At 64.8% G+C, this 22,956-nt stretch carries 25 protein-coding genes; 16 read left to right on the forward strand and 9 right to left on the reverse strand.

The genetic code is table 11. From position 1 onward, the window contains the following. The 8 genes from V6M89_RS07440 to V6M89_RS07475 all read left to right on the forward strand — a co-directional run bounded on the left by V6M89_RS07440 (position 1) and on the right by V6M89_RS07475 (position 7,453). The gene (locus V6M89_RS07440; RefSeq protein ID WP_332852587.1) at positions 1-990 is read left to right on the forward strand and encodes an EAL and HDOD domain-containing protein; all 990 of its coding nucleotides are present in this window, start codon (positions 1-3) and stop codon (positions 988-990) included. Beyond that, positions 983-3,145 carry a putative bifunctional diguanylate cyclase/phosphodiesterase gene (locus V6M89_RS07445; RefSeq protein ID WP_332852588.1) on the forward strand — a complete coding sequence of 721 codons (2,163 nt, stop codon included), beginning with the start codon at positions 983-985 and terminating at the stop codon, positions 3,143-3,145. The genes V6M89_RS07440 and V6M89_RS07445 overlap by 8 nt, the downstream gene beginning before the upstream one ends. 78 nt (positions 3,146-3,223) lie before the next feature. After that, positions 3,224-3,922: a glutathione S-transferase N-terminal domain-containing protein gene (locus V6M89_RS07450; protein ID WP_332852589.1), complete on the forward strand. Its 699-nt coding sequence runs from the start codon at positions 3,224-3,226 to the stop codon at positions 3,920-3,922. Positions 3,923-4,026: 104 nt separating this feature from the next. Further along, the gene (locus V6M89_RS07455) at positions 4,027-5,238 is read left to right on the forward strand and encodes a hypothetical protein (RefSeq protein WP_332852590.1); all 1,212 of its coding nucleotides are present in this window, start codon (positions 4,027-4,029) and stop codon (positions 5,236-5,238) included. Between the two features lie 37 nt (positions 5,239-5,275). Further along, a complete protein-coding gene (locus V6M89_RS07460) occupies positions 5,276-5,980 on the forward strand; it encodes a hypothetical protein (protein WP_332852591.1) in 705 nt (234 codons plus the stop codon). A gap of 45 nt (positions 5,981-6,025) precedes the next feature. Beyond that, the gene (locus tag V6M89_RS07465; RefSeq protein WP_332852592.1) at positions 6,026-6,613 is read left to right on the forward strand and encodes a BPSL1445 family SYLF domain-containing lipoprotein; all 588 of its coding nucleotides are present in this window, start codon (positions 6,026-6,028) and stop codon (positions 6,611-6,613) included. 85 nt (positions 6,614-6,698) lie between these two features. Next, complete coding sequence (locus tag V6M89_RS07470; RefSeq protein WP_332852593.1) at positions 6,699-7,064, forward strand: glutaredoxin; 366 nt, start codon at positions 6,699-6,701, stop codon at positions 7,062-7,064. Beyond that, a complete protein-coding gene (locus V6M89_RS07475; RefSeq protein WP_332852594.1) occupies positions 7,064-7,453 on the forward strand; it encodes a PPC domain-containing DNA-binding protein in 390 nt (129 codons plus the stop codon). Before V6M89_RS07470 ends, V6M89_RS07475 begins: the two co-directional genes overlap by 1 nt. Here the strand turns inward: V6M89_RS07475 and V6M89_RS07480 are convergent. After that, the gene (locus V6M89_RS07480; RefSeq protein ID WP_332852595.1) at positions 7,450-7,755 is read right to left on the reverse strand and encodes a protealysin inhibitor emfourin; all 306 of its coding nucleotides are present in this window, start codon (positions 7,753-7,755) and stop codon (positions 7,450-7,452) included. The two genes, V6M89_RS07475 and V6M89_RS07480, sit on opposite strands and share 4 nt — an antisense overlap. A gap of 10 nt (positions 7,756-7,765) precedes the next feature. Further along, entirely contained in the window at positions 7,766-8,788 is a 1,023-nt protein-coding gene (locus tag V6M89_RS07485) for a M4 family metallopeptidase (RefSeq protein ID WP_332852596.1), read from the reverse strand. 144 nt (positions 8,789-8,932) lie between these two features. Here V6M89_RS07485 and V6M89_RS07490 point away from each other — a divergent pair, with 144 nt between their 5' ends. The 3 genes from V6M89_RS07490 (at position 8,933) to V6M89_RS07500 (ending at position 10,957) form a co-directional block, all read left to right on the forward strand. Next, positions 8,933-9,571 (forward strand): hypothetical protein, encoded by a 639-nt coding sequence (locus tag V6M89_RS07490; protein ID WP_332852597.1) that lies wholly within the window; start codon positions 8,933-8,935, stop codon positions 9,569-9,571. Between the two features lie 20 nt (positions 9,572-9,591). Further along, the gene (locus V6M89_RS07495) at positions 9,592-10,032 is read left to right on the forward strand and encodes a hypothetical protein (protein ID WP_332852598.1); all 441 of its coding nucleotides are present in this window, start codon (positions 9,592-9,594) and stop codon (positions 10,030-10,032) included. A 94-nt stretch (positions 10,033-10,126) separates the two neighbouring features. Further along, complete coding sequence (locus V6M89_RS07500) at positions 10,127-10,957, forward strand: alpha/beta hydrolase (protein WP_332852599.1); 831 nt, start codon at positions 10,127-10,129, stop codon at positions 10,955-10,957. Between the two features lie 7 nt (positions 10,958-10,964). Here V6M89_RS07500 and V6M89_RS07505 read toward each other — a convergent pair whose 3' ends face one another. Then, entirely contained in the window at positions 10,965-11,186 is a 222-nt protein-coding gene (locus V6M89_RS07505; RefSeq protein WP_332852600.1) for a DUF3820 family protein, read from the reverse strand. Between the two features lie 40 nt (positions 11,187-11,226). Here V6M89_RS07505 and V6M89_RS07510 point away from each other — a divergent pair, with 40 nt between their 5' ends. After that, positions 11,227-11,568: a hypothetical protein gene (locus V6M89_RS07510; protein ID WP_332852601.1), complete on the forward strand. Its 342-nt coding sequence runs from the start codon at positions 11,227-11,229 to the stop codon at positions 11,566-11,568. Between the two features lie 103 nt (positions 11,569-11,671). Next, the gene (locus V6M89_RS07515) at positions 11,672-12,880 is read left to right on the forward strand and encodes an MFS transporter (RefSeq protein ID WP_332852602.1); all 1,209 of its coding nucleotides are present in this window, start codon (positions 11,672-11,674) and stop codon (positions 12,878-12,880) included. 36 nt (positions 12,881-12,916) lie between these two features. Here the strand turns inward: V6M89_RS07515 and V6M89_RS07520 are convergent, their stop codons facing one another. The 3 genes from V6M89_RS07520 to V6M89_RS07530 form a co-directional block, all read right to left on the reverse strand. Next, positions 12,917-14,215: an MFS transporter gene (locus V6M89_RS07520; RefSeq protein ID WP_332852603.1), complete on the reverse strand. Its 1,299-nt coding sequence runs from the start codon at positions 14,213-14,215 to the stop codon at positions 12,917-12,919. Positions 14,216-14,248: 33 nt separating this feature from the next. Further along, entirely contained in the window at positions 14,249-15,043 is a 795-nt protein-coding gene (locus tag V6M89_RS07525) for a substrate-binding domain-containing protein (RefSeq protein WP_332852604.1), read from the reverse strand. 102 nt (positions 15,044-15,145) lie between these two features. Next, the gene (locus V6M89_RS07530) at positions 15,146-16,057 is read right to left on the reverse strand and encodes a LysR family transcriptional regulator (RefSeq protein ID WP_332852605.1); all 912 of its coding nucleotides are present in this window, start codon (positions 16,055-16,057) and stop codon (positions 15,146-15,148) included. 112 nt (positions 16,058-16,169) lie between these two features. Here V6M89_RS07530 and V6M89_RS07535 point away from each other — a divergent pair, with 112 nt between their 5' ends. From V6M89_RS07535 to V6M89_RS07545, 3 genes are read left to right on the forward strand one after another with little or no spacing between them, the layout of a single operon-like run. Then, the gene (locus V6M89_RS07535; RefSeq protein WP_332852606.1) at positions 16,170-17,615 is read left to right on the forward strand and encodes a sodium:solute symporter; all 1,446 of its coding nucleotides are present in this window, start codon (positions 16,170-16,172) and stop codon (positions 17,613-17,615) included. 51 nt (positions 17,616-17,666) lie between these two features. Continuing rightward, on the forward strand, positions 17,667-19,538 hold the full coding sequence (sppA, locus tag V6M89_RS07540) for a signal peptide peptidase SppA (RefSeq protein WP_332852607.1): 1,872 nt from the start codon (positions 17,667-17,669) through the stop codon (positions 19,536-19,538). Position 19,539: 1 nt separating this feature from the next. Then, entirely contained in the window at positions 19,540-20,076 is a 537-nt protein-coding gene (locus tag V6M89_RS07545; protein ID WP_332852608.1) for a GNAT family N-acetyltransferase, read from the forward strand. On the opposite strand, the gene V6M89_RS07550 is transcribed toward V6M89_RS07545, so the two are convergent. The 3 genes from V6M89_RS07550 to V6M89_RS07560 all read right to left on the reverse strand — a co-directional run bounded on the left by V6M89_RS07550 (position 20,045) and on the right by V6M89_RS07560 (position 22,583). Beyond that, on the reverse strand, positions 20,045-21,316 hold the full coding sequence (locus V6M89_RS07550) for a sensor histidine kinase (RefSeq protein WP_332852609.1): 1,272 nt from the start codon (positions 21,314-21,316) through the stop codon (positions 20,045-20,047). The genes V6M89_RS07545 and V6M89_RS07550 overlap by 32 nt on opposite strands. Beyond that, the gene (locus tag V6M89_RS07555; RefSeq protein ID WP_332852610.1) at positions 21,316-22,029 is read right to left on the reverse strand and encodes a response regulator transcription factor; all 714 of its coding nucleotides are present in this window, start codon (positions 22,027-22,029) and stop codon (positions 21,316-21,318) included. Before V6M89_RS07555 ends, V6M89_RS07550 begins: the two co-directional genes overlap by 1 nt. Positions 22,030-22,106: 77 nt before the next feature. Further along, entirely contained in the window at positions 22,107-22,583 is a 477-nt protein-coding gene (locus tag V6M89_RS07560) for a Spy/CpxP family protein refolding chaperone (protein ID WP_332852611.1), read from the reverse strand. Between the last annotated feature and the right edge of the window lie 373 nt (positions 22,584-22,956).

Genomic DNA, 22,956 nt, shown 5'->3' on the forward strand with positions numbered 1-22,956 from the left:
ATGACCGCTACGACTGCCATGCCGCCCGTATTCTTGCATCCTTTGGCCGACCGCAACGGCGTGCCGTCGGCGTTGCTGCTCGATGCCAGTGGCTTGCAAATCGATACTATGCCGGCCAGCGTCTTGCAGGAGCTGGCTTCCGGCAGCATGAGTTGCTACTATCGCGTCGGCCAAACTGACGCCAAGGCGGCGGTCCATCAATTGCTGGACGAGGCCGGCTGGAAGGCGCTGCCCGCCGACAAAGTCCACCACAGCGATATCGCGCTGGCCGCCGAGCTGCCCACCGGCGTGGCGTGGATCGAGGGCGACTGGTTCCTGGCGCCGCCGCCCAAGCCGGTCGGCAGCCAGGCCGCCTCGCGCGCGCTGGCGCTCAAGCTGGTGCAACTGGTCTCGGCCGACGCCGACACCCACGAAATCGAAGCGCTGCTGCGCCAGGATCCGACGCTGTCCTACCACCTGTTGCGGCTGGTGAATTCGCTGGGCATGGGCACCGGCCGCCGCGTCACCAGTTTTTCGCAAGCCATTTTGATTTTGGGCCGCTCGCAGCTGCGCCGCTGGCTCAACCTGATGCTGTTCTCGTCACGCGAGGCCGACCAGCGTTCGGCCATGCTGCTGGCGCGCGTGTCGGTGCGGGCGCGGGCGATGGAGCTGCTGTCCAAGGCCGCCGGCCACGACAAGCCGCACCAGGAACAGGCTTTCATGGCCGGCATGTTCTCGCTGCTGGGCGTGTTGTTCGGCATGCCGCTGGCCGAGGTGCTGAAACCGCTGACCATCAGCGAAGCCGTGCAACTGGCGCTGCTGTCGCGCGAAGGCGAACTGGGCCAGTTGCTGAGCGTGGTCGAAGCCGCCGAACACGACGATGTCGCGGCGCTGACATTGGGCTTGCAGGCGCTACAGATCGACAACGCCGGCTTCAACCAGATCCTGGCCGACGCTTACCTATGGATGCAGGGCGTATCGGCGGGCAAGGCAGGTGCTCCCCATGCATGACGCGATCGAGCGTTGTCTTGCGCTGAGCCGGCAGGCGCGCGGCGAGTCGGGCGAGGCGCTGGCGGCGACGCTGGCCAAGCTCGATGCCGCGCTGGCCGAAGCCGGCGTTGGCGTACCCGGCAAGGCGGCGCCGCCGGCGGATGCGGAACTGGAGCTGGACCTGGCCGGCTACCTGACCGGCTGGAACACCGGCGCCCAACAGATGTTCGGCTACACCGCCGCGGAAGCCATGGGCCAACACGTGTTGTTCCTGTACGCCGAAGGCGACGACGACGGCAACATCGCCGAGCTGTTCTTCGAGACCGACGGCAACCCGGCCGGCGGCGCGCACACCGAGGTACGGCGGCGCAAGAAGAATGGCGAACTGATCTGGGTGAACCTGCACATCCTGCTGCGCAACGACGAGGGCGGCGACCCGGTCGGCATGCTGATCAAGCTCACCAAGGTCAACGAAGCCTTGTCGGAAGAGGACAAGCTCAACCTGCACGCCCGCATCATCGAGGACAGCGACCAGGGCGTGCTGATCACCGACGCCCACGAGCGCATCGTCTCGATCAATTCCTCGTTCACCCGCATCACCGGCTACACGCCGGAAGAATCGATCGGCAAGACGCCGGACCTGCTGCGCTCCGGCGTGCACGACGCCGAGTTCCGCGCCAAGGTGCGCTCGGCCATGCAGGGCCAGGGGCCGTGGCGCGGCGAGATTATCGGCAAGCGCAAGAACGGCGAACTGTTCCCGCAGTCGGTGACCATCAGCGTGGTGCGCGACGAGCAGGGCAAGATCAGCCACACCTTCTCGCTGTTTTCCGACATCAGCGTGCACAAAGACGCCGAGGCGCGCATGCAGCGCATGGCCAACTACGACACGTTGACCGGCCTGCCCAACCTGTGCCTGCTGAACCAGCTGGTCGGCCAGGCGCTGACCGAGACCAAGCGCTCGCAGGAACACGGCGCGCTGCTGGTGATCGAGATCACCCGCATCGGCGCCATCAGCGACACGCTGGGCCACGATATCGGCAACGGCCTGCTGTGCGAGATCGGCCGCCTGTTCCGCTTGTCGCTGCGCGAGGCCGACGTGCTGGCGCGGCTGGACGGCCATAAGTTCGCGGTCGCGCTGCTGCACATCGAAAAGCGCGAACACGCGGCCATCGTCGCGCAAAAGCTGCTGGCCGCGCTGGTCGCGCCCATCGTCATCGGCGGCCATCGTCTGCAGGTCGGCGCCCACATCGGCATCACCGTCTACACCGAGGACGGCACCGAGGTCTCGACCCTGATCCGCTACGCCGACGTGGCGATGAGCAAGGCCGCGCAGAATATCGAATCGGCCTTCCTGTTCTACAGCGAGGAGATGAACCAGCGCGCCAAGGAACACCTGCGCATCGAGAGCGAGCTGCGCCAGGCGCTCAGCAACAACGAGCTGATGCTGTACTACCAGCCCAAGGTGAGCTTGCGCAGCGGCCGCATCGTCGGCGCCGAGGCGCTGCTGCGCTGGCGCCATCCGGTGCGCGGGTTGGTGTCGCCGGGCGTGTTCATCCCGGTGGCGGAAGAGACCGGCCTGATCCTCGACCTCGGCAGCTGGGTGCTGGAGGAAGCCTGCCGCCAGGTGCGCGAGTGGAAGGACGCCAACCTGATCATGCCGCCGATCGCCGTCAACCTGTCGGCGCGGCAGTTCGACAACCAGCTGCCCAAGCGCATCGCGGCGGTGCTGGAGCGGCACGGCGTGCAGCCCGACCAGATCAACCTGGAAATCACCGAGAGCCTGCTGGTGCGCGGCACCGACAATGTGATCGCCATCATGAACGAGCTGGTGGCGATGGGCATGGCGCTGGCGCTGGACGATTTCGGCACCGGCTATTCCAGCCTTGCCTATCTGAAGAAATTCCCGATCAGCACTCTGAAGATCGACCGCTCCTTCGTCATCGGCCTGCCGTACGAAGAGAACGATTGCGCCATCGCGCGCGCCATCGTCACCATGGCGCAGCAGCTGCGCCAGGAGATCGTGGCCGAGGGCGTGGAGACGGCCGAGCAGATGAGCTTCCTGCGCGAGCTGGGTTGCGACCAGCTGCAAGGCTATCTGTTCAGCCAGCCGATCCCGGCGACCGAGTTCGCCGGCATGCTGCGCGAAGGCAAGCGCCTGGCCTTCGGCGGCCGCTGAAGTTCGGCCTGATTGGCCTCCTGAAAAATCCCGCGATTGGCATCCCGCCGGCGCGCCGTCCCGGTGCACAATCAAACCATGATAGATCTCTACTACGCCGCCACCCCCAACGGCTTAAAAATGACCATGTACCTGGAAGAGGCCGGTCTCGACTACCGGCTGATCCGCGTGAACATCGGCAAGGGTGAACAGTTTGCGCCGGAGTACCTGCGCATCTCGCCGAACAACAAGATCCCGGCGCTGGTGGACCACGCGCCGGCCGACGGCGGCGCGCCGCTGAGCATGTTCGAGTCCGGCGCCATGCTGCAATACCTGGCCGACAAGAGCGGCTTCGGCCTGCCGCGCGATCCGCGCGCGCGGCTGGAGGCGCTGCAATGGCTGACCTGGCAGGTGGCCGGGCTGGGGCCGATGGCGGGACAGATCGGCCACTTCAACATCTACGCGCCGGAGACCGTGCCTTACGCCATCGACCGCTACACGCGCGAGACCAGCCGCCTGTACGGCGTGCTGGACAAGCAGCTGCGAGGCCGCGACTTCATCGCCGGCGAGTTCTCGATCGCCGACATCGCCTGCTACCCGTGGATCGTGCCGCACGAGGGGCACGGGCAGACGCTGGCCGATTTTCCCGACCTGCGGCGCTGGTTCGAAGCGATGCGGGCGCGGCCGGCCACCATCAAGGCCTACGTCGGCGTGGAGAATGTCTACGCCCGCAAGGAGCGCAACATGTCGGCCGAAGAGCGCGCCATTTTGTTCGGGCAGGGCGCAAAAGCTGAGTAATTTCTGATTGTTGTAATTTGAGCACCGCCCGGGCGGTTGCAGATGCTACGCTGGTCGACGCCGAAAACCGGCAACAACTCGACCAGGAGGTGCATGTGCAACGCATGAAACTGACTTTGTTCTGTATTGGCGCCCTGGTGGCGGCCGTCAGCCAGGCCGCGCCGGCGGCCATGCAGTCCGCCACCAAGCTCACCTTTGGCGACGCGAAAACCTTGTTCGTGGCGGACTGGAAGGGCGCGCGCATCTACGCGCTGCCGGTTGCCATGCCGGCCAAGGCCGCCGGCAAGCCATTCAACCTGATGGATGTGCAGGCCCCGATCGCCAAGCTGCTCGGCGTGGCGCCGGCGGCCTTGCGCTTCGAAGACCTGGCGGTGCAGCCCGACAGCGAGATCGCCTATGTCGCGTTGACGGTGCGCGGCGCAAAAGGCAAGACCTGGCCCGCCATCGTGCGCATCGACGCCGTAGGCAAGTTGAGCCGCGTCGATCTGGGCAAGGCGGCCAGCTCAGCCTCGATCACCGATGCGCCAGCGGCCGACCTGGCTTTCTGGCGCGACCTGCCGGCGCAAACGTTGACCGTCACCGACATGCGCTTCCACCAGAACAAGCTGTACGTGGCCGGCTTGTCGAACCGCAGCTTCGCTTCGACCTTGCGGGTGTACGACTATCCGTTCAGCGGCAAGGCCCAGGCCACCACCGTCGAGATGTACCACCCGGTGCACAACGAAGTCGAGACGCGGGCGCCGATCCGCAGCATGGCGGTGATGACCATCGCCGGCGAACCGACGCTGGTGGCGGCCTACACCTGCACGCCGCTGGTGACGATAGCGCTCAAGGACCTGAAGGACGGCGCCCACATCGTCGCCAAGACTGTGGGTGAGATGGGCTGGGGCAGCGCACCGAACGGACTGGTGACGTTCAAGCAGGGCGAGGCGGAATTTGCGCTGCTGGTCAACTCCAGCCGCTCGGCCGATTTGCTGAGCGCCGCCGACCTCAGCGCCGGCGCGGCCGCGCCCGGACTGACCACGCCGATCGACTGGCCGTCCAAACCTTACCTGGGCGTCAAGGCCACGATGACGCCGTTGTCGGCGGTGCTGCGCATCGACAACCTCAATCCGCAATTGCTGCTGGCGTTGCGGCGCGACGATGCCGGCGGCAATATGCAACTGGTGTCTATCCCCAAGGGAGCCTATCTGCGGTTGAGCGACTTCGTGAACGAATATGATTTCCCCGACTACAAATATCCGGAAGGGGACAAGTTCCGCGAGTTCCACAAGTACGCGCGCGGGCTGGAGGGCTATCCTGAATTGGCGCGCTAGGGATAAGGGTGGGCTGGCGCTGCTGGCCCTGAGTCCCTTGCTGGCGCTGGCCGGCCCGCGGGTGACGCCGTCGGGACCTGAAGTACCGGAAAACCTGCTGCGTATCGAACTGCATCTGGACACGCCGCTGGCCGCGCCGCTGGACCTGCGCCGCGTGACCCTGTCCGACGGTGACGGCACGCCCATCGCCGGCGCCTTCCTCGACCTGCCGCTGGCCGATGCGGACGGCCTGGGCGTGGCCTTGCTGTTGCATCCGGGGCGTATCAAGACCGGCGTCGGCCCGAACCTGGCGCTGGGACCGGCGCTGCGGCCGGGGCGCACTGTGGTGTTGCGGATAGACGACCCTCAACTGGGCCGGGTGGTGGAAAAACGCTGGCGCGTGGGGCCGCCTTTGCGCCAACGCATCGACCCGCAAGGCTGGACGGTGCATGCTGTCAAACGGGGCAGCCGGCAGCCGCTGCGGGTGGGCTTGCCCAGCGCCGTGGATGGCGACGCGGCTGCGCTGCTGGCGCTGCAAGGACCGGATGGCCGGCGACTGGCGGGTTCCGCGCAGTTGCTGGCGGGCGAGCGCGAGTGGCGCTTCACGCCGGCCCAGGCTTGGCGGCCCGGCACCCATCTGCTGCGCGTGCATCCGAGGCTGGAAGACCCGCAGGGCAACCGCCTGTGTTCGGCGTTCGAGCAAGCCGGACAAAGTGCTCAGCCGTGCGACGACGAAGGACGACGCGAGTTTATAATCAATTAACATCATTTGGTCACGCCGCGACCGCGGCACTTTTTGGAGACAGCTATGCAAAAACGTACTTTCCTGGTTCGTACCACGGTGGCGCTGGCGTTTGCTGGCCAGGGCCTCGGCATCAGCGGTTGCACTACCACCACCTCGGCCGGCAAGGCCGATTCGTCTGCCGTGCGCACCGAGATCGAGCAGGGCTCCTACTCGACGCTGGAGCGCCTGTATTCGGAAGTGAAGGGCTCGCGCGAGCTGGTGCGCAAATCGGCAGGCGTGCTGGTGTTCCCGCGCGTGCTGGCGGCCGGCCTGGTGGTGGGCGGCGAATACGGCAAGGGCGTGCTGCGCAGCGGCGGCCAGACGGTCGATTATTACAGCGTGGCCTCGGTGTCGGTCGGCTTCCAGGCCGGCGCGCAGTCGAAGGCCGTGGTGCTGCTGTTCATGACCCGGGAAGCGCTGGATAAATTCCGCGCCAGCAAAGGCTGGACGGCCGGCGTCGACGGCTCGGTGGCGCTGCTGAAAGTGGGCGCCAATGGCGAGATCGATACCACCACCGCCAACAATCCGGTGCAGGCGCTGGTGCTCACCAACGCCGGCCTGATGGCCAACCTCAACCTCGAAGGCACCAAGATCTCCAAGCTGGAGCTCTGATCCTTCACGCCGGCGCGGAAAAGGCTATGCCGCCGCGCCGGTTGCGGCTACTCTTACGCTCATCAATCATTCATGAGGAACACCGATGAGCCGTAACATCCTGGACGAAGCCCACATCCACCCAGCCGTGCGCGAGCGCGTGAGCGGCTTTCACCGCGACCTGGTGGCCGAGGTGCAGGCCGCCGTGGCCTCCAACAAAGTGGTGGTGGTCGGCATGGGCTTGAATCCTTTCCCGCGCAAGGCCCGCAAAATCCTCGACGGCCTCGGCACACCCTACCAATACCTGAGCTATGGTAGTTACCTGTCCGAATGGCGTCCGCGCACGGCGCTGAAGATGTGGACTGGCTGGCCGAGCTTCCCGATGATCTTCGTGAAAGGCACGCTGATCGGCGGCGCCGACGATCTGCAGAAGCTGGTCGAGCAGGGCGAATTCGCGCGCATGGTGGCCTGATGCAAACGCTGGCGCTGCGGCTAGCTCCCGGCGACGATCTGCGCGCTGCGGTGGTGGCGGCGCTGGTCGCCAGCGGCCATCAGGCGGGCTTCGTGTTGCAGGGCATCGGCAGCCTGAACGTGGCGCAGTTGCGTTACGCCGGTATGCCGCAGCCGGACGAGCTGCGCGGCGACTTGGAAATCCTGACCCTGGCCGGATCGATTTCGGCCGACGGTGCGCACCTGCATATGTCGGTGTCGGATGCGCAGGGGCGGGTGCTGGGCGGCCATGTGTGCGCGGGCTGCATCGTGCGCACCACGGCGGAGCTGCTGCTGGCGTTGCTGCCCGGCCAGCGCTTCACGCGCGAGCTCGATACGCGCACCGGCTATCCGGAATTGAAAATCGACTAGTCGGGATCGGCTTCGGAGAGCTTGTCGGTCAGTTCCTTGAGCGGCGCCGGCGCGGCGTCCAGGTGGTAGCGGATGCAGTGCGCCTGCTGGCCCTGGTCCACCTGGAGGTCGTACAGAAAATCCGACGAGCATGGCGCCGGCTTGAGCAGCTGGTCCGGCAGTGCGAAGAAATCGCTGGCCGTCAACAAGTGCTCCAGCTCATGCGCCTGATGCGGCGGCAGCAAGGACAGATCGACGGTGCGCGTCTGCGCGCCGGCCGGGCCGGTAAATCCTCCGGTGCATCGCAACGATAAACGTGTCATACGATTTCTCCTAAACGACGCCGACGCCTTTCCATGCCGCCTGCACCGCATGCTGCTCGACTGAATCGGCGCCGTACAGCAGCGTGGCCGCCTGCGTGGTGGCCTTGGCCATGTCGGCAAAGGTGGCGTTCGATGTCAGCAGGCCGAGCGCCTTGTACCAGACCGGTCCGGCCTTGTCCCACGAGTTGCCCTTGAGCGCCATGGCCGCCGCGTGAAAAGCATGGTTGGGGATGCCCGAATTGATGTGCACATCGCCACCTTCCACATATCCTGCCATGGTTTTCGGTTGATCGTCGCCCGACCAGGTTAATTCCCTGTTGCCGGGATCGGCCATCGAGCGCAGCGCCTTGCCGATGCCGGGCGCCAGGATGCCGGCGCCGATCAGCCAGTCCGCCTGGTCGACGCTCTGCTTGAGTTTCCATTGTTTGACGATGCTGCCGAACACGTCAGAGATCGATTCGTTCAGCGCGCCGCTCTGGTTTTCGTAGACCAGGCCGCCGGGCACGGCATGCTGGGTCACGCCGTGGGTCAGCTCGTGCGCGATGACGTCGAGCGCGCCGGTGAAGCCGAGGAACAGTTTGCCGTCGCCGTCGCCGTAGACCATTTGCTGGCCGTTCCAGAAGGCGTTGTTGAACTTGTTCAGGTAGTGGACGGTGGAATCGATGCGCAAGCCCTTGTTGTCGATGGAGTTGCGCTTGAGGACTTCGCGATAAAAATCGTAGGTGGCGCCGGCGCCGTCGTAGGCCTGGTTGACGGAGGCGTCGGCCACCACCACGCCGCCTTCGCTGCGCGCCAGCTTGCCGGGCAGGGTGGATTTGTGCCTGGCGTCGAAGACGGTGCGGCGTTTTTCGCCGACCGAGGCGATGCCGGCCACGACCGGCGTGACCGAGCGCTGCCCGCGCAGGTAGGCCGAGGTTTCGCACTGGTCCAGCAGCAGGCAGCGGTCCACCGGCGATGCGGCGGCATCGGCCAGCTTGCGCAGCATACTGGACGGGATGATGAAGCAAGTGCAGCTGTGCGGCTCGGTCGCCATGATGTTCTCCTTCGGAATTGCAATAGTGTCTTCTTTATACACTTATTTGCATGGCTGGGATGTCACGATTGCCGCGCATGGAGATGCCTTTTTTTGTTGTGGAAATGATATTCTTATATCCATCTCGGAATTCAGGAAAATACTGTGGACAGAATTGAGCTGGGCATAGGCAAGCTGCTGGTGACAACGCTGGCCGCGCAGGGGTTTGAGCTGAACAGGAAATGGGGATCGTTTGTACGCAAGCAACCCTATGGCTTCGATGCGGTGGTGATCGTCAATCAGGGGACAAGTTCCGGAGAGTATTTCAAGATCGCCGTGTATGGACACATCCACCATGACCGTATTGAAGTGCCCTGGAACACCCTGGGATTTGTTCATGGCGAAGAAGAGCAGCAGCAAACCTGGACGTTGATGTGGCAGCGCCGAAGGAATGCCCCGTTGTGGAAGGTGTTTCCGGCAACGATGCAAGCGGATATGGCTGTGGTGGCGCGCGAGATTGAGGTGCTGCTTCCAGAAGACCTGCTGCCGTTTTTCAAGCGCTACGCCAACCTGGACGAAATAGAAAACCTGGCGAATGTCCGGCCGCTGGTCGAATACGAGCAATACAGCATTGGTGGCCCGCTGGACCATCGCGCGATGCGCAGCTTGCTGCTTGCCAAGGCAGTCTATCCTGGACGCTATGCCAGCGTGCGCGAAGCATTTGTGACTTCTGAGCTTAAGACCTTGTTCCCGCGAGCGAAGTGCATGGAGTTGCTGGCGCGGGTCGATGAAATGAAAATCTGACACAACCACAGGAGAATACTTTGCCATCTATTACTTTTTCGACTTACGCAGGCGTATTCGATTTCCAGCAAGTGGACCCGGAGAGCGGCGAGGAAGGCCTGTTCATTGAAGACGCGGCCATACTGAAAACGCTGGACGGCCTCTCCTACGACGAGGAAGTCTTTGCAGACTTTCTGTTCGACGGCGAAGATGCGGGCGAGCTGGAAGATGCCGGCATCAGCGGCGGCAGCCTGGACTTCACGTTCGACAGCGCCACTGGCCGACTGATCGGCCGCACCGAGTACCAGCTTGAGCGGGCCCTGAACCCGGACCAGATTGCCGTGCTGAAGAACTACACCATCGGCCAGTGGAGCGACGGCATCGGCGCCAATTTTTTCCAGGAGCGCATGAGGAAAGGCCTGGCGCCGCAGTTGCTGGTCGCCGATGAAAGCGCGGTCCAGGTAGAGCAGCGGGCGCACTAGCATGCCCCAATTCAGCATCATCTCGTTTGTGTTGGTTCTATTGATAGCAAACGTTCCGGCACAGGCTGAGACTTGGCAACCGTCGTCGGGTCAGGTGCAGATTCCGATCTGGCCCGGCGCGGTGCCGGATGCGATATCCGCACCGAAGCCGGAGTCTGTCGGCCCCGCTACCGGACACGGAGGGTGGATCCAGGCGCGCGATGTCAGCCAGCCGACCATGACGGTGTATGCGCCCAAGGGCCAGAATGCCGGGGCGGCGGTCGTGGTATTTCCCGGCGGCGGCTTCAAGGTGCTGGCCATGGATTTGGAGGGCACGGAAATCTGCGACTGGCTGACATCGCGCGGCATCACCTGCGTGCTGCTCAAGTACCGCGTTCCCAACGGTAACCACTACTGGGACGAGAAGTGCCAATGCCACGTGACGCCCAAGGTTGCGCGCGCGCTGCAGGACGCGCAAAGGACGATCAAGCTGGTCCGGTCCAAGGCCACGGAACTGCACATCGACCCCGCCAAAATCGGTGTGATCGGCTTCTCGGCAGGCGGTTATCTGGTGGCGCAGGCCAGCAATATTTTCGCGCCGGCGTACAAGCCGGTCGACGCGGTCGACAAGCTCAGCAGCCGCCCCGACTTTGCCGTTGCGCTGTATCCAGGCCACCTGTGCCGCGCCGGCGGAAAGTTCGATTCCAGCATCCGCGTCAGCGGGCAGGCGCCGCCTACGTTCCTGTTGCAAGCCTGGGACGACCCCGTCGACCCCATCTGCAACAGCACCCTCTACGCGCAAGCGCTAGGCCAGGCCGGCGTATCGGCGGAGGTCCATCTGTTCGCCAAGGGCGGGCACGCCTTCGGCCTCAGGGACAAGGACCATCCGGTGTCGTCGTGGCCGTCGCTGGTGGAAAACTGGCTCAAGGATATCGGCATCCTGTAAGAACGGCTCAGCGCGACCGAGCCGGGCGCAGCGGATCGAGCAGGCTGCGCAGGTCGTTGTGGTCGAGCTCGTACATCAGTGCGATCAGGCCGCCCAGTTCACCGGAGGGAAAGCCTTCGCGCGCGAACCAGCCCAGGTAGTGGCCGGGCAGGTCGGCGATGACGCGGCCTTTGTATTTACCGTAAGGCATTTCACGCGTGAGCAGCAGGGCAAGTTTCTCAGAATTCATGCTATTTTAACTATCTTAACTTTGACCGAAGAGGACTGTCATGTCATTCAAATCCGTTTTGCTGCTGTGCGCACTGGCCGCGCCGATGGTGGCGCAAGCCGATCCACAGCCCATCCCGGCCGCCAAGCGCGCCTACATCGGCGACTGGAAGGGTAAGGACATGGAGCTTAACATCGAAGCCGGCGGCAAGCTGCACTACAAACGCAACCAGCCGGGCAAGAACCTTGATCTCAATGTCGATATCCTGGAATTCAATGGCGATAACTTCGACGTTGGCGTCGGCATCCTCCGCAGCACCTTCGTCGTCACCCAGCCACCGCATCTGCAAGACAAAAAGATGAAAATGACCGTCGATGGCGTGGAGCTGACCAAGGTGGAATGATGATTAGTGCTTCGAAATCAAATATCTTTGCTATTTTTGAGTCTTTTTCTCATTAAAGAAAATCCCGATACTGCATGACATCAACTTTTCAGGAGTGAATGTCATGCCTATTGCCTTGCTGGCGCTGACCATCAGCGCTTTTGCTATCGGGACCACCGAATTTGTCATCGTCGGCCTGTTGCCGACCATCGCCGCCGATCTGGGCGTGAACCTGCCGTCGGCCGGCCTGCTGGTCAGCCTGTATGCGCTGGGCGTCGCCGTCGGCGCGCCGGTGCTGACCGCGCTGACCGGCAAGGTGCCGCGCAAGGCGCTGCTGGTGTCGCTGATGGTGCTGTTCACCCTCGGCAATCTGCTGGCGTGGAAAGCGCCCGGCTACGAATCGCTGGTGATCGCCCGCATCCTGACCGGCCTGGCGCACGGTGTGTTCTTCTCGATCGGCTCGACCATCGCCACCTCGCTGGTGCCCAAGGAGAAGGCCGCCAGCGCGATCGCCATCATGTTCACCGGCCTGACCGTGGCGCTGGTGACCGGAGTGCCGCTGGGTACCTTCATCGGCCAGCACTTCGGCTGGCGCGAGACTTTCCTGGCCGTGTCCGCGCTGGGCGTGCTGGCCTTCGTCGGCAGCCTGCTGTTCGTGCCGTCGACGATCAAGCACAGCAAGCCGGCCTCGCTGCTGCAACAGGTGAAGGTGCTGGGCGAGCCGCGCCTGCTGCTGGTGTATGCGATCACCGCGCTGGGCTACGGCGGCTCGTTCACCGCCTTCACCTACCTGGCGCCCATCCTGCAAGATGTCACCGGTTTCAGCGCCAACACCGTGGGCCTGGTGATGCTGGTGTACGGCGTGTCTGTCGCCGTGGGCAATATCTGGGGCGGCAAGCTGGCCGACCAGCGCGGCCCGATCGGCGCGTTGAAGATCATCTTCCTCGGCCTGGCCGCCGTGCTGTTCGTGCTGAGCTTTGCCGCGCCGTACAAATGGCTGGTGCTGGCGACCGTGCTGGCGTGGGGCGCCGTGGCCTTCGGTAATGTCGCCGGCTTGCAAGTGTATGTGGTGCAGCAGGCGGAACACTTCACGCCGCGCGCCGTCGACGTCGCCTCGGGCCTGAACATCGCCGCCTTCAACGTCGGCATCGCCGGCGGCGCCTGGGGCGGCGGCCTGATCGTCGATCACTTCGGCCTGGTGCATACCGGCTGGGTCGGCGGCCTGGTGGTATTGGGCGCGCTGGGCCTGACTGTGCTCAGTGGTCGCCTGGACCGCCTGAATCCGCGGCCCGCCAGCATAGGCGAGAAATCGCTCCAGGCGCTGGCCCACTAGCAGCAAGCTATTCCCCCACTGCGCTGCGTCCTGCGCTCAGGCTTGCGTCGGCATTGCTTGCTGGCGTGTAGCGTGATGGCGGTACAGCTGCATCGTTGCGGCCAGGCTGCAGGCGGCTGCAAAACTCAGCCACAATGCCGGAGCGGCCTTGTCGCCGCTGGCTTCGATCAGCGCGGTGGCGATGGCCGGCGTGAAGCCGCCGAAGACCGCCGTGGCCAGGCTGTAGGCCAGCGAGAAGCCGGCGGTGCGCACCGACACCGGCATCACCTCGGTGAGCGCCACCACCATCGCGCCGTTGTAGCTGCCGTACAGGAAGGACAGCCACAACTCCACCATCAGCATCCGCTCGAAGCCGGGATCGGCCACCAGCCAGCGCATCGCCGGATAGGCGCTGGCCATGGTCAGCGCGGCAAACACGATCAGCAGCGGACGGCGGCCGACGCGGTCCGACAGCGCGCCCATCACCGGCAGCCAGATGAAGTTGGACAGGCCGACGCACAGTGTGACGATCAGGCTGTCGCCGGTGCTGAGCTTGAGCACCGTCTTGCCGAAGGTCGGCGTGTAGATCGTGATCAGGTAGAACGACACGGTGGTCAGCGCCACCAGCATCATCCCGGCCAGCACCAGGCCCCAGTTGTCCAGCATCGAGCGCAGGATGGCGCGCAGGTCCGGCTTATGGGTGCGGCGCTTGAACTCCTCGGTCTCCTGCAGTGAGCGGCGGATCACGAACAGCACCGGCACGATCAGGCAGCCGATGAAGAAGGGAATGCGCCAGCCCCAGGCGCCCATTTCGGCCGGTGTGAACCACAGGTTCAAGCCATAGCCCAGCGCCGCCGCCACGATGATGGCGACCTGCTGGCTGGCCGATTGCCAGCTGACGTAATAGCCCTTGTTGCCCGGCGTCGCCATTTCGGACAGGTAGACCGACACCCCGCCCAGTTCCGCGCCGGCCGAGAAACCCTGCAGCAGGCGGCCGGCCAGCACCAGCGCCGGCGCCAGCGCGCCGATGCTGGCGTAGCCGGGGACGCAGGCGATCAGGACGGTCCCCAGCGCCATCAGGGCCAGCGTGACGATCAAGCCTTTGCGGCGGCCGACCCGGTCGACATAGGCGCCCAGCACGATCGCGCCGAGGGGACGCATCAGGAAGCCGGCGCCGAAGGTCATCAGCGTCATCATCAGCGACGCCACCTCGTTATCGGCCGGGAAGAAGGTCTTGGCGATGGCGGTCGCGTAGAAACCGAACAGAAAAAAATCGAACATTTCCATGAAATTGCCGCTGGTAACACGCAGCACCATACCGACGCGGGACGGCGTCGCCATTGATTGGGCAGTCATCGTAGTATCTCCGGAGGGAAGGGAAGGAAGGGCTTAGCGCGCGGCCGCTGTAGTGGATGGAACCGGATCGAGGCCGCTGGCGCTGACCGCGTCGCGCGCCTGCGGCGACGCCAGGAAATCCAGCAGGCGGCGCGCCGCCTGCGGATGGCGCGCGCCGACCGGAATGCCGGCCGCAAAGCGGGTGATGCTCTGCACCGGTTCCGGCAGGCGGGCGACGAAGGTGGCGCCAGGCACCGGCAGGATTTCGCTCACCTGCTGGAAGCCCAGTTCATACTTCCCCTCGGCCACCGTGACGGCGACCGGAGTTTTTGGCACCATGTGCGCCTTGGGTTTGACAGCCGCTTCGATGTCGAGTTTTTTCAGCAGCTCACGCTCGATGTAGACCCCGCTGGCGCTGTCGGAATAGGCGATCGACTCGGCCTGCAACATCGTCTGGCGGAGCGCCGCCACGCTGGAGATGTCCGGCAGCGCGTGGCCGCTGCGCACCACCAGCCCGATGCGCGAGTCGGCCAGTTCGGTGCGGCTGGCGCGGTCGACCTTGCCCTCGGCGATCAGCTGGTCCAGCGCGTAGCCGACCATGATGACGACATCGGCCGGCTCGCCGCGCGCCAGGCGATTCGGGATCGCCTCCGGCGCCTTGCCCATCGACGGTCCCCAGGCGGTGCTCAGCGTGTCGCCGCTGGCCGTTTCGTAGCGTGGCTGCAGCGCTTTGTAGGCGGCGGTGAAACCGCCCGAATTCATGACGTCGATTTGTTCGGCGCTGGCGGCCGACGCGGCCAGCGCGAACACGATCGATACAGCGGTGGCGGGGATGGAACGGCGATGCATGCTGGTCTCCTGATTGGTCTAACTCCATTTGTCAGGCAATTATCTGGGCTTGCATCGATAATGTATATTGCATAATTTATTGCAATTGATCAGATAAATGCATCAATGGGGCTTGCCTGTCAGCTCCTCTTTCAGCAATTCATATAGGCGCTGGGTGGCGGGTGCGAAGATGCGGCCGGAGCGGCGTATCACCCCCAGCGTGCGCTCGATGCCCTGGCCCGCCAGCGGTACCGCGCGCAGCATGGCGCCGGCGGCCCCGGCCGGCATCGACAGCTGCGGCACGACCGCTATGCCGAGACCCGAGCGCACCAGCTCCAGCAAGGTGGAGACGTGGCGCGCCTCGATGAAGGAACTGGGGCGTTGCTCGGCCGGCGCCATCGCCTGGTCCAGCACCATGCGGTTGCCGCTGGATTTGGCGACGGTCATGTAGGGGTACTTGCCGATTTCGTCCCAGCTGACGCTGCGCTTGCGCGCCAACGGATGGCCGGCAAGACAGGCCAGCACAAAGCGTTCTTTCAGTATCGGCTCGAAATCGATGCCTTGCTCGCCGTCGCCCAGGAAGTTGATGCCGAAATCCGCGTCGCCGCGGGCGACGATGTTCAGCACTTCATGCGCCCCTTCGTCGGCTACGCGCAGGCGGATGCCGGGCAGCTCGGTGTTGAAGCGCTGCAGGATGGGCGGCAGGAAGTTGTGCGCGACCGATGGCACGCAGGCCACAGTGACCTGGCCGAAATGGCTGCGCGAGATGTCGCTGATCTTGTGCAGCGAGCGCTCCACGCCATCCAGGATCTCGACCGCCTTGGTGAAGAATTCGCGGCCCATCAAGGTCAGCGCCACACGCCGCGTGCTGCGTTCGAACAGCTTGACGTTGAGCGCTTCCTCCAGCTTGCTGATGCGGCGCGACAGCGCGGGCTGCGACAGGTTCATGGTGGCGGCGGCGGCGCGGAAGCCGCCTTGTTCGACCACGGCGACCATGGCCTGCAAATCGTTCAGATCAAACCGCAGTTGGTTCATAGTGTCGTATCAATGAAAAAGAGCGCGCAGCCAGATGGCGAGGCCAATCATTGTACCGGTCGCTGCGGCAGGTGTATATTGGCGGCGAATTGAATCATTGGATCGCCCCCTCATGTCTGCTGTTTCCCTGTTCTGCCTGGTCTTCGCCTATTTCGCCTTGCTGCTGGCCGTGGCCTGGCGCACCTCCCGCAACGCCACCAACGACAGCTTCTTCATCGGTAACAAGCAGAGCAACTGGATGCTGGTCGCGTTCGGCATGGTCGGCACCACGCTGAGCGGGGTCACCTTCATCAGCGTGCCGGGCGCCGTCGGCCGCGACGGCTTTGGCTACCTGCAAGTGATACTCGGCTATGTGCTCGGCTACATCGCCGTCGCTTACATCCTGCTGCCGCTGTACTACCGCCTCAAGCTGACCTCGATCTACAGCTATCTCGACCAGCGGCTGGGCCATCGCTCCTACCAGAGCGGCGCCGCCTTCTTCATCCTGTCGCGCACCTTGAGCGCGTCGGCCCGGTTGTACCTGGTGGTCAACATCCTGCAAGCGACCATCCTCGACAGCCTGGGCGTGCCGTTCTGGCTGACCACGCTGGTGATCCTGGCCATGATCCTGCTCTACACCTATGAAGGCGGCGTCAAGACCATCGTCTGGACCGACACGCTGCAAACCACCGGCATGCTGCTGGGCCTGGTGATCTGCGCCGGCTGGCTGCTGGGTCAACTGGACCTGAGCCTGCCCGCCAGCCTGGCGGCGATGGAGGCGCATGGCTTGACCCACGTCGTCACCACCTCGGTCGACAGTCCCGCGTATTTCTGGAAGCAGGTGCTGGCCGGCTTCTTCATCGTGCTGGCGATGACCGGCATGGACCAGGAGATCATGCAGAAAAATATCTCCGTGCAGACGCTGCGCGATTCGCAAAAAAACATGCTGTTGCTGACGGCGATCCTGACCGGCGTGCTGCTGCTGTTCATGTTCCTTGGCGGCCTGCTATACCTGTACGCGCCCACGGTGGGCCTGGCGGCGAGCGGCGACAAATTGTTCCCGGCCGTGGTGATGCAGCACATGCCGGCCGCCGTGCAGCTGATCTTCTTCATCGGCCTGGTGTCCGCGCTGTTCCCCAGCGCGGACGGCGCCATGACCGCGCTGACCTCGACCTTCTGCATCGACATCCTCGGCATGCAGCGCCGCGCCGACCTGCCGGAAGCGGCCAAGGTGCGCCTGCGCCACCGCGTCCACCTGGGCTTCTGCGCGCTGTTCCTGCTGCTGGTGCTGCTGTTCAAATGGGTGGACAACGCCAGCATGATCGGCCTTGTGTTGAAGCTGACCGGCTATACCTATGGTCCGTTGCTTGGCCTGTTCGCCTTCGGCATCCTGACCCGCCGCAGCGTGCGCGACCGCTGGGTGCCGCTGGTGGCGCTGGCCGGTCCGGCGCTGTGCTATGTTATTGATTACAATCAAAAATTGCTGCTCGGCAGCTATCGGCTGGGCCTGGAGCTGCTTATCATGAACGGATTGCTGGTGTTCACCGGGCTGCTGTTGATCTCCAAACCGAGACAGTAACGATGGCATGCAGTATCATTCTTGCAAATTACGCAATCACCTGGAGTACAAATGAGCAGATCCCCGTTTTCCTACATTCGTAGCGGCTTCGCCTTTTGCTGGCGCGCGCTGGACACCGGCCGCCGCGCGCTGCTGAACCTGTTGTTCCTGCTGGTGCTGATCATCCTCGCCTACGCCATCTTCGGCGGCGGCGCCAAGCCGCTGTCGCCCAAGACCACGCTGGTGCTGAACCTGAAGGGCCAGTTGGTCGAACAGTCCAACAACAACGCGCGCGACGCGCTGCTGACCAGCGTGCGCGGCGGCGAGACCCACAAGATGATGCAGCTGCGCGACGTGCTGTCGGTGCTGGAGACGGCCGCCAAGGATCCCGAGATCACCGGCGCCGTGCTGCTGACCGACGAGATGGAAGGCGGCGGCCAGGCCATGCTGCGCGAAGTGGCGGCCGGCATCGACCGCTTCAAGGCTGCCGGCAAGCCGGTGGTGGCCTGGGGCGCCAGCTACGACCAGCGCCAGTACCTGCTGGCCGCGCATGCCAACGAGGTGTATCTGCACCCGATGGGCATGGTGCTGCTGGAAGGCTTCGGCCGCTATCGCAACTACTACCGCGACGCGCTCGACAAGGTGGGCGTGACGGTCAACCTGCTGCGCGTCGGCACCTACAAGAGCTTCGGCGAACCCTACATCGCCAACGGCCCGTCGCCGGCGGCGGTCGAGGCGGAATCGTACCTGAACAACGCGCTGTGGGCCTCCTACACCGGCGATGTCGAGAAAGCGCGCAAACTGCCGCAAGGCCAGGTCATGAAGACCATCAACGACCTGCCGGCGCAAGTGGCCGCCGCCAACGGCGACCTGGCCAAGGTGACCCTGTCGGCCAAATGGGTCGACGGCCTGAAAACCAAGGATGAAGTGCGCGACATGATGATCAAGCGCGGCGCGCGCGACACCGAAGGCAAGAGCTTCCGCCAGATCAGTTTTGAAGACTACCTGGCCCGCGTGCACACCAAGTTCACCGGCGATGCCGTCGGCGTGATCGTGGCGCAGGGCGAAATCAGCGACGGTACTACCGGCCCGGGCGCCATCGGCGGCGATTCCACCTCCAAGCTGATACGCGCCGCACGCGAGGACGACCATATCAAGGCCGTGGTGCTGCGCGTCGATTCGCCTGGCGGCAGCGCCTTCGCATCGGAACTGATCCGCCGCGAGCTGGAACTGACCCGCGCCGCCGGCAAGCCGGTGGTGGTCTCGATGGGTAACGTCGCAGCATCCGGCGGCTACTGGATCTCGATGTCGTCCGACGAAGTGATCGCCGATCCGAACACCATCACCGGCTCGATCGGCGTGTTCGCCATCCTGCCGACCGCCGACAAGGTGATCGACAAGCTGGGCATCCATACGGCCGGCCAGCCGACCACCTGGCTGGGCGACGCTGGCAATCCATTGCGTCCGCTCGACCCGCGCTTCGGCCAGGTAATCCAGGGCAGCATCAACCACATCTACGCCGAGTTCACCGGCCGCGCCGCCAAGGCCCGCAAGACCACGCCGGAAAAAATCGACGCCGTGGCGCAGGGCCGCGTATGGACCGGCGCACAAGCCAAGGAACGCGGCCTGGTCGACACGCTGGGCAGCTACACCGACGCGCTCAAATCGGCCGCCAAGCGCGCCAAGCTGACCGACTACCGCGTGGTCTATATCGAACGCGAAGCCAGCAAATTTGACCGCGTGATCGAAATGGTGGGCGGTTCGGCGGCGCAGGCGGTGGCGCAGGCCATCAGCGCGCAGGTCAAGCTGGGCGTGACCGCCAGCACCGGCCTGCCGCCTAACGCGGCGACAGGTATCGTCAACGACCTGGGTTGGCTGTCGGAGATCACGGCGGCGCACAAGCCGTTCACCGCGATCACCCATTGCCTGTGCGAGTCGCCTTGATATGAGCGGCGAGATCGCCATCCGCGCCGCAGCGCGCGGCGACGAGGAGGCCTTGTCCGCAGTGGGCAAGGCCAGCTTCCTCGAAGCGTTTGCCGGCATCCTGGACGGCGGCGACATCATCGCGCATTGCGAACTGCAGCACGCGGCGTCCGTCTACCGCGACTGGCTGGCCGACGACGCCATGCGCATCTGGCTGGCGGAAGCCACGCCGGGCAGGGCGCCGATAGGTTACCTGGTGCTGGCGCCGGCCAAGCTGCCGGTGGCCGATCCGCGCGCGGACGACCTGGAAATCAAGCGCATCTACCTGCTGCACCGTTTTCACGGCCAGCGCGTCGGCAAGCGCTTGATGGATGCGGCGGTGGCGGAGGCGCGCGCACGCGGCGCGGGCCGCGTGCTGCTGGGCGTGTATGCTGGGAACCACGACGCGTTGGCGTTCTACCAGCGCTGCGGCTTTGAACGGATCGGCCAACGCACCTTCCGCGTCGGCGATACCGACTACGACGACATCATGCTGGCCTTGTCGCTAGCGGCAGCGTAATCTCGAAACTGCTGCGGCCATCGGGCAGCAGCACGCAACGGGCCTCGCCGCCGTGGCGGCGGGCGATCTGGCGCACCAGCGCCAGGCCGAGGCCCGCGCCGCTGTTGTCGCGCGTGCCGCGCCGGCGATAGAACGGCTCGAACACCCGCTCGAATTCCTCTTCCGGTATCCCCGGACCGCTATCCCAAACCGCCAGCGTTGCCAGTCCCTCGTTGCAGGCGATGCTGACGTGCGCTGGCGGCACGCCGTGGCGGTGCGCGTTCTCCAGCAGGTTGCGCAGCAGCCGGCGCAGCAGGCGCGGGTCGCCCTGCATCACGGCGGAGGCGCCGTTGAGCAACGCGTCGTCGTAGCGTGCGCATTCCTCGGCGGCCAGCGCCAACAGATCCAGTTCTTCCAGTTCCGCGTTGTCGCAGACGGCGCCGAGGCGGCTGGCCAGCAGGATCTCATCCAACAGGTCGTTCAATTCGGCGATGTCCTGTTCCAATCCGGCGCGGCGCTTGGGATCGACGCCGTCCTTGATCAATTCCAGCGCCAGGCGGATGCGCGCCAGCGGCGTGCGCAGTTCGTGCGAGGCGTTGGCCAGCAGCGTCTTGTGCGCGCCCACCAGTTGTTCGATCTGGTCGGCGGCGCGGTTGAAGCTTTGCGCCAGTCGCGCGATTTCATCCTTGCCTTCGACCGGCACGCGCGCCGTCAGGTCGCCGGCGCCCAGCGATTCCACGCCTTGCTGCAAGCGCTCCAACCGTTTGGTCAACCGCCGCACCAGCGGGAAGGCGGCGATGCCTATGCCCAGCGCCAGCAGCAGCAGGGCGTTGTGCAGCATGGCCTTGGGCCGCGTGAAACCCAGCGGTTCGCTGGACAGCAAACGGCGGCCGTCCGGCAGGTGCACATAGGATTCGGGTGGCGGTCCGCCCATGCCGTGCTGCTTCCAGTGATGCGATGGGAGGGGCATGCCGACCACCGCCAGCGGCTCCCAGTTGCGGCTGAACAGTGTCATATGCGCATTCAGGCCGGCGGCCATGCGCTCCAGCGCGGCCTGTTGTTCGGCCGGCGGCGCGTTGGCCGGCGCCAGCGAATTCTGGATCACCGTCGCCAGCGTGGCGTTGGAGCGTTCCAGCGGCCCGCCGCTGCGGTTCCACACCAGCACCACCGCCAGCGCGAACAGCAGCAGGCTGAAAAGCAGGGCCACGTAAAAGCGGAAGTAGAGGCGCGGCAGGCCCCAGCTGAAGCGCGAGGAGGCCATCAGTCCTGCACCTTGGCGAACAGATAGCCGGCGCCGCGCACGGTGATGATGCGGCGCGGTTTCTTGGGATCGTCCTCGACGGCGGCGCGGATGCGCGACATGTGGACGTCGATCGAGCGGTCGAAGGCTTCCAGCGGCTCGCCCTTGAGCAGGTCCATCAGGCTCTCGCGCGACAGCACGCGGCCGGCGTGGCGGGCCAGCACCAGCAGCAGGTCGAACTGGTAGGAGGTCAGCTCGCAGGACACGCCGTCCAGCCGCGCGGCGTGGGCGGCCGGGTCGATCTCGAGCCGGCCGAAGCGCAGGAATTCGGCGTCGCGCTGGGCCGCGCCGTCGGGCTGGTGGCGGTGCTCGACGCGGCGGCGCAGGATGGCGCGCAGGCGGGCCAGCAGCTCGCGTGGTTCGAAGGGTTTGGGCAGGTAATCGTCGGCGCCGATTTCCAGGCCGATGATGCGGTCGATGGCGTCGCCGCGCGCGGTCAGCATCAGCACCGGAATGTCGGACACGGCGCGCAGCTGGCGGCAGACATCAAGACCGTCCATATCGGGCAGCATCAGGTCCAGGATCACGGCGTCGACTTCGCCGGCCGTTATGTGCTCCAGCGCCGCGCGGCCGTTGGGCGCGTGCGTGACGCGAAAAGCCGCCTGGCTCAGATACTCGGTGAGCATCTCGGCCAGGCGGGGGTCGTCTTCGACCAACAGAATGTGATCAGCCATGCGGGTCAGCCATTAGGTTTATGTATGAGGTTCACGCGGACCATTCTACGGACAGGCGACCCGCATCACAAGACGGCTTAGCCGTGGCGTCCGTGGCGTTCGTGCATCTGGCCCAGGTGCTCGGCCAGCTTCTGGCGCTGTGCCGGCGTAAGGGTATCACCTACGTCGGCCAGCAACTGCACGATGCGCTTCGACGCCTGGTCGGCCAGCGCCAGGCCTGAGGCGCGGGTGGTTTCCAGCGCCGAGCGGTCGATAGTGGCGGCGGACATCTGCTCGACCACCTGCTTGTGGATCTGGTGCAGCTGCTCGTGCAGTGGCTTGATGTCGGCCATGGCGGCCTTCACCAGCGGCTCGATCTTGGCCTTCTGCGCATCGGTGGCGTCGACTTCGACGTACAGGTGCTTGAGCATGCGCTCCATATGGGCGCTGGCGTCGATGGCGGCGTGCGGCCCGCCCGTGCCCATGTGGCGTTCGACAGCGAAGGCGCCGACGCCCACGACCAGCGTGGAGCCCAGCAGGAATGCAGCGACGGTTTGGCGGTTAAAGATACTCATGTTTTATCCTCGTTTGGTGAATGTGGGAGACAACGAGGCCAGTGTGCGCCGCCAGCGTGAAGCGGCGATGTCGCGCCGGTAAAGATATGTAAAGCCACATTAACGCAAAGCGTGCAAAGTCCTTGATTTGTATCGAGTTTGTAACCTCCGGCGGGCTGCGACTGACAGCGGCAGGGGCCTGTGCTAGAGTCCACGCATTGACCGCCATGGTGTATCTGCCATGGACACGCACGCATAAAAAAGGACCAAGATGGAATCGCAAGCCAAGCCGAGTTTGAACGCCACCCCACCGCAGCGCAGCCGCCGTTCCAAGGTCGTCGGCAGCGTCATCGCCGTCGCCGCCATGGCGGGGCTGGGCGGCCTGGCGTGGTAC

Source organism: Duganella sp. S19_KUP01_CR8 (genome assembly GCF_036688705.1).
Taxonomy (GTDB): Bacteria; Pseudomonadota; Gammaproteobacteria; order Burkholderiales; family Burkholderiaceae_D; genus Rugamonas.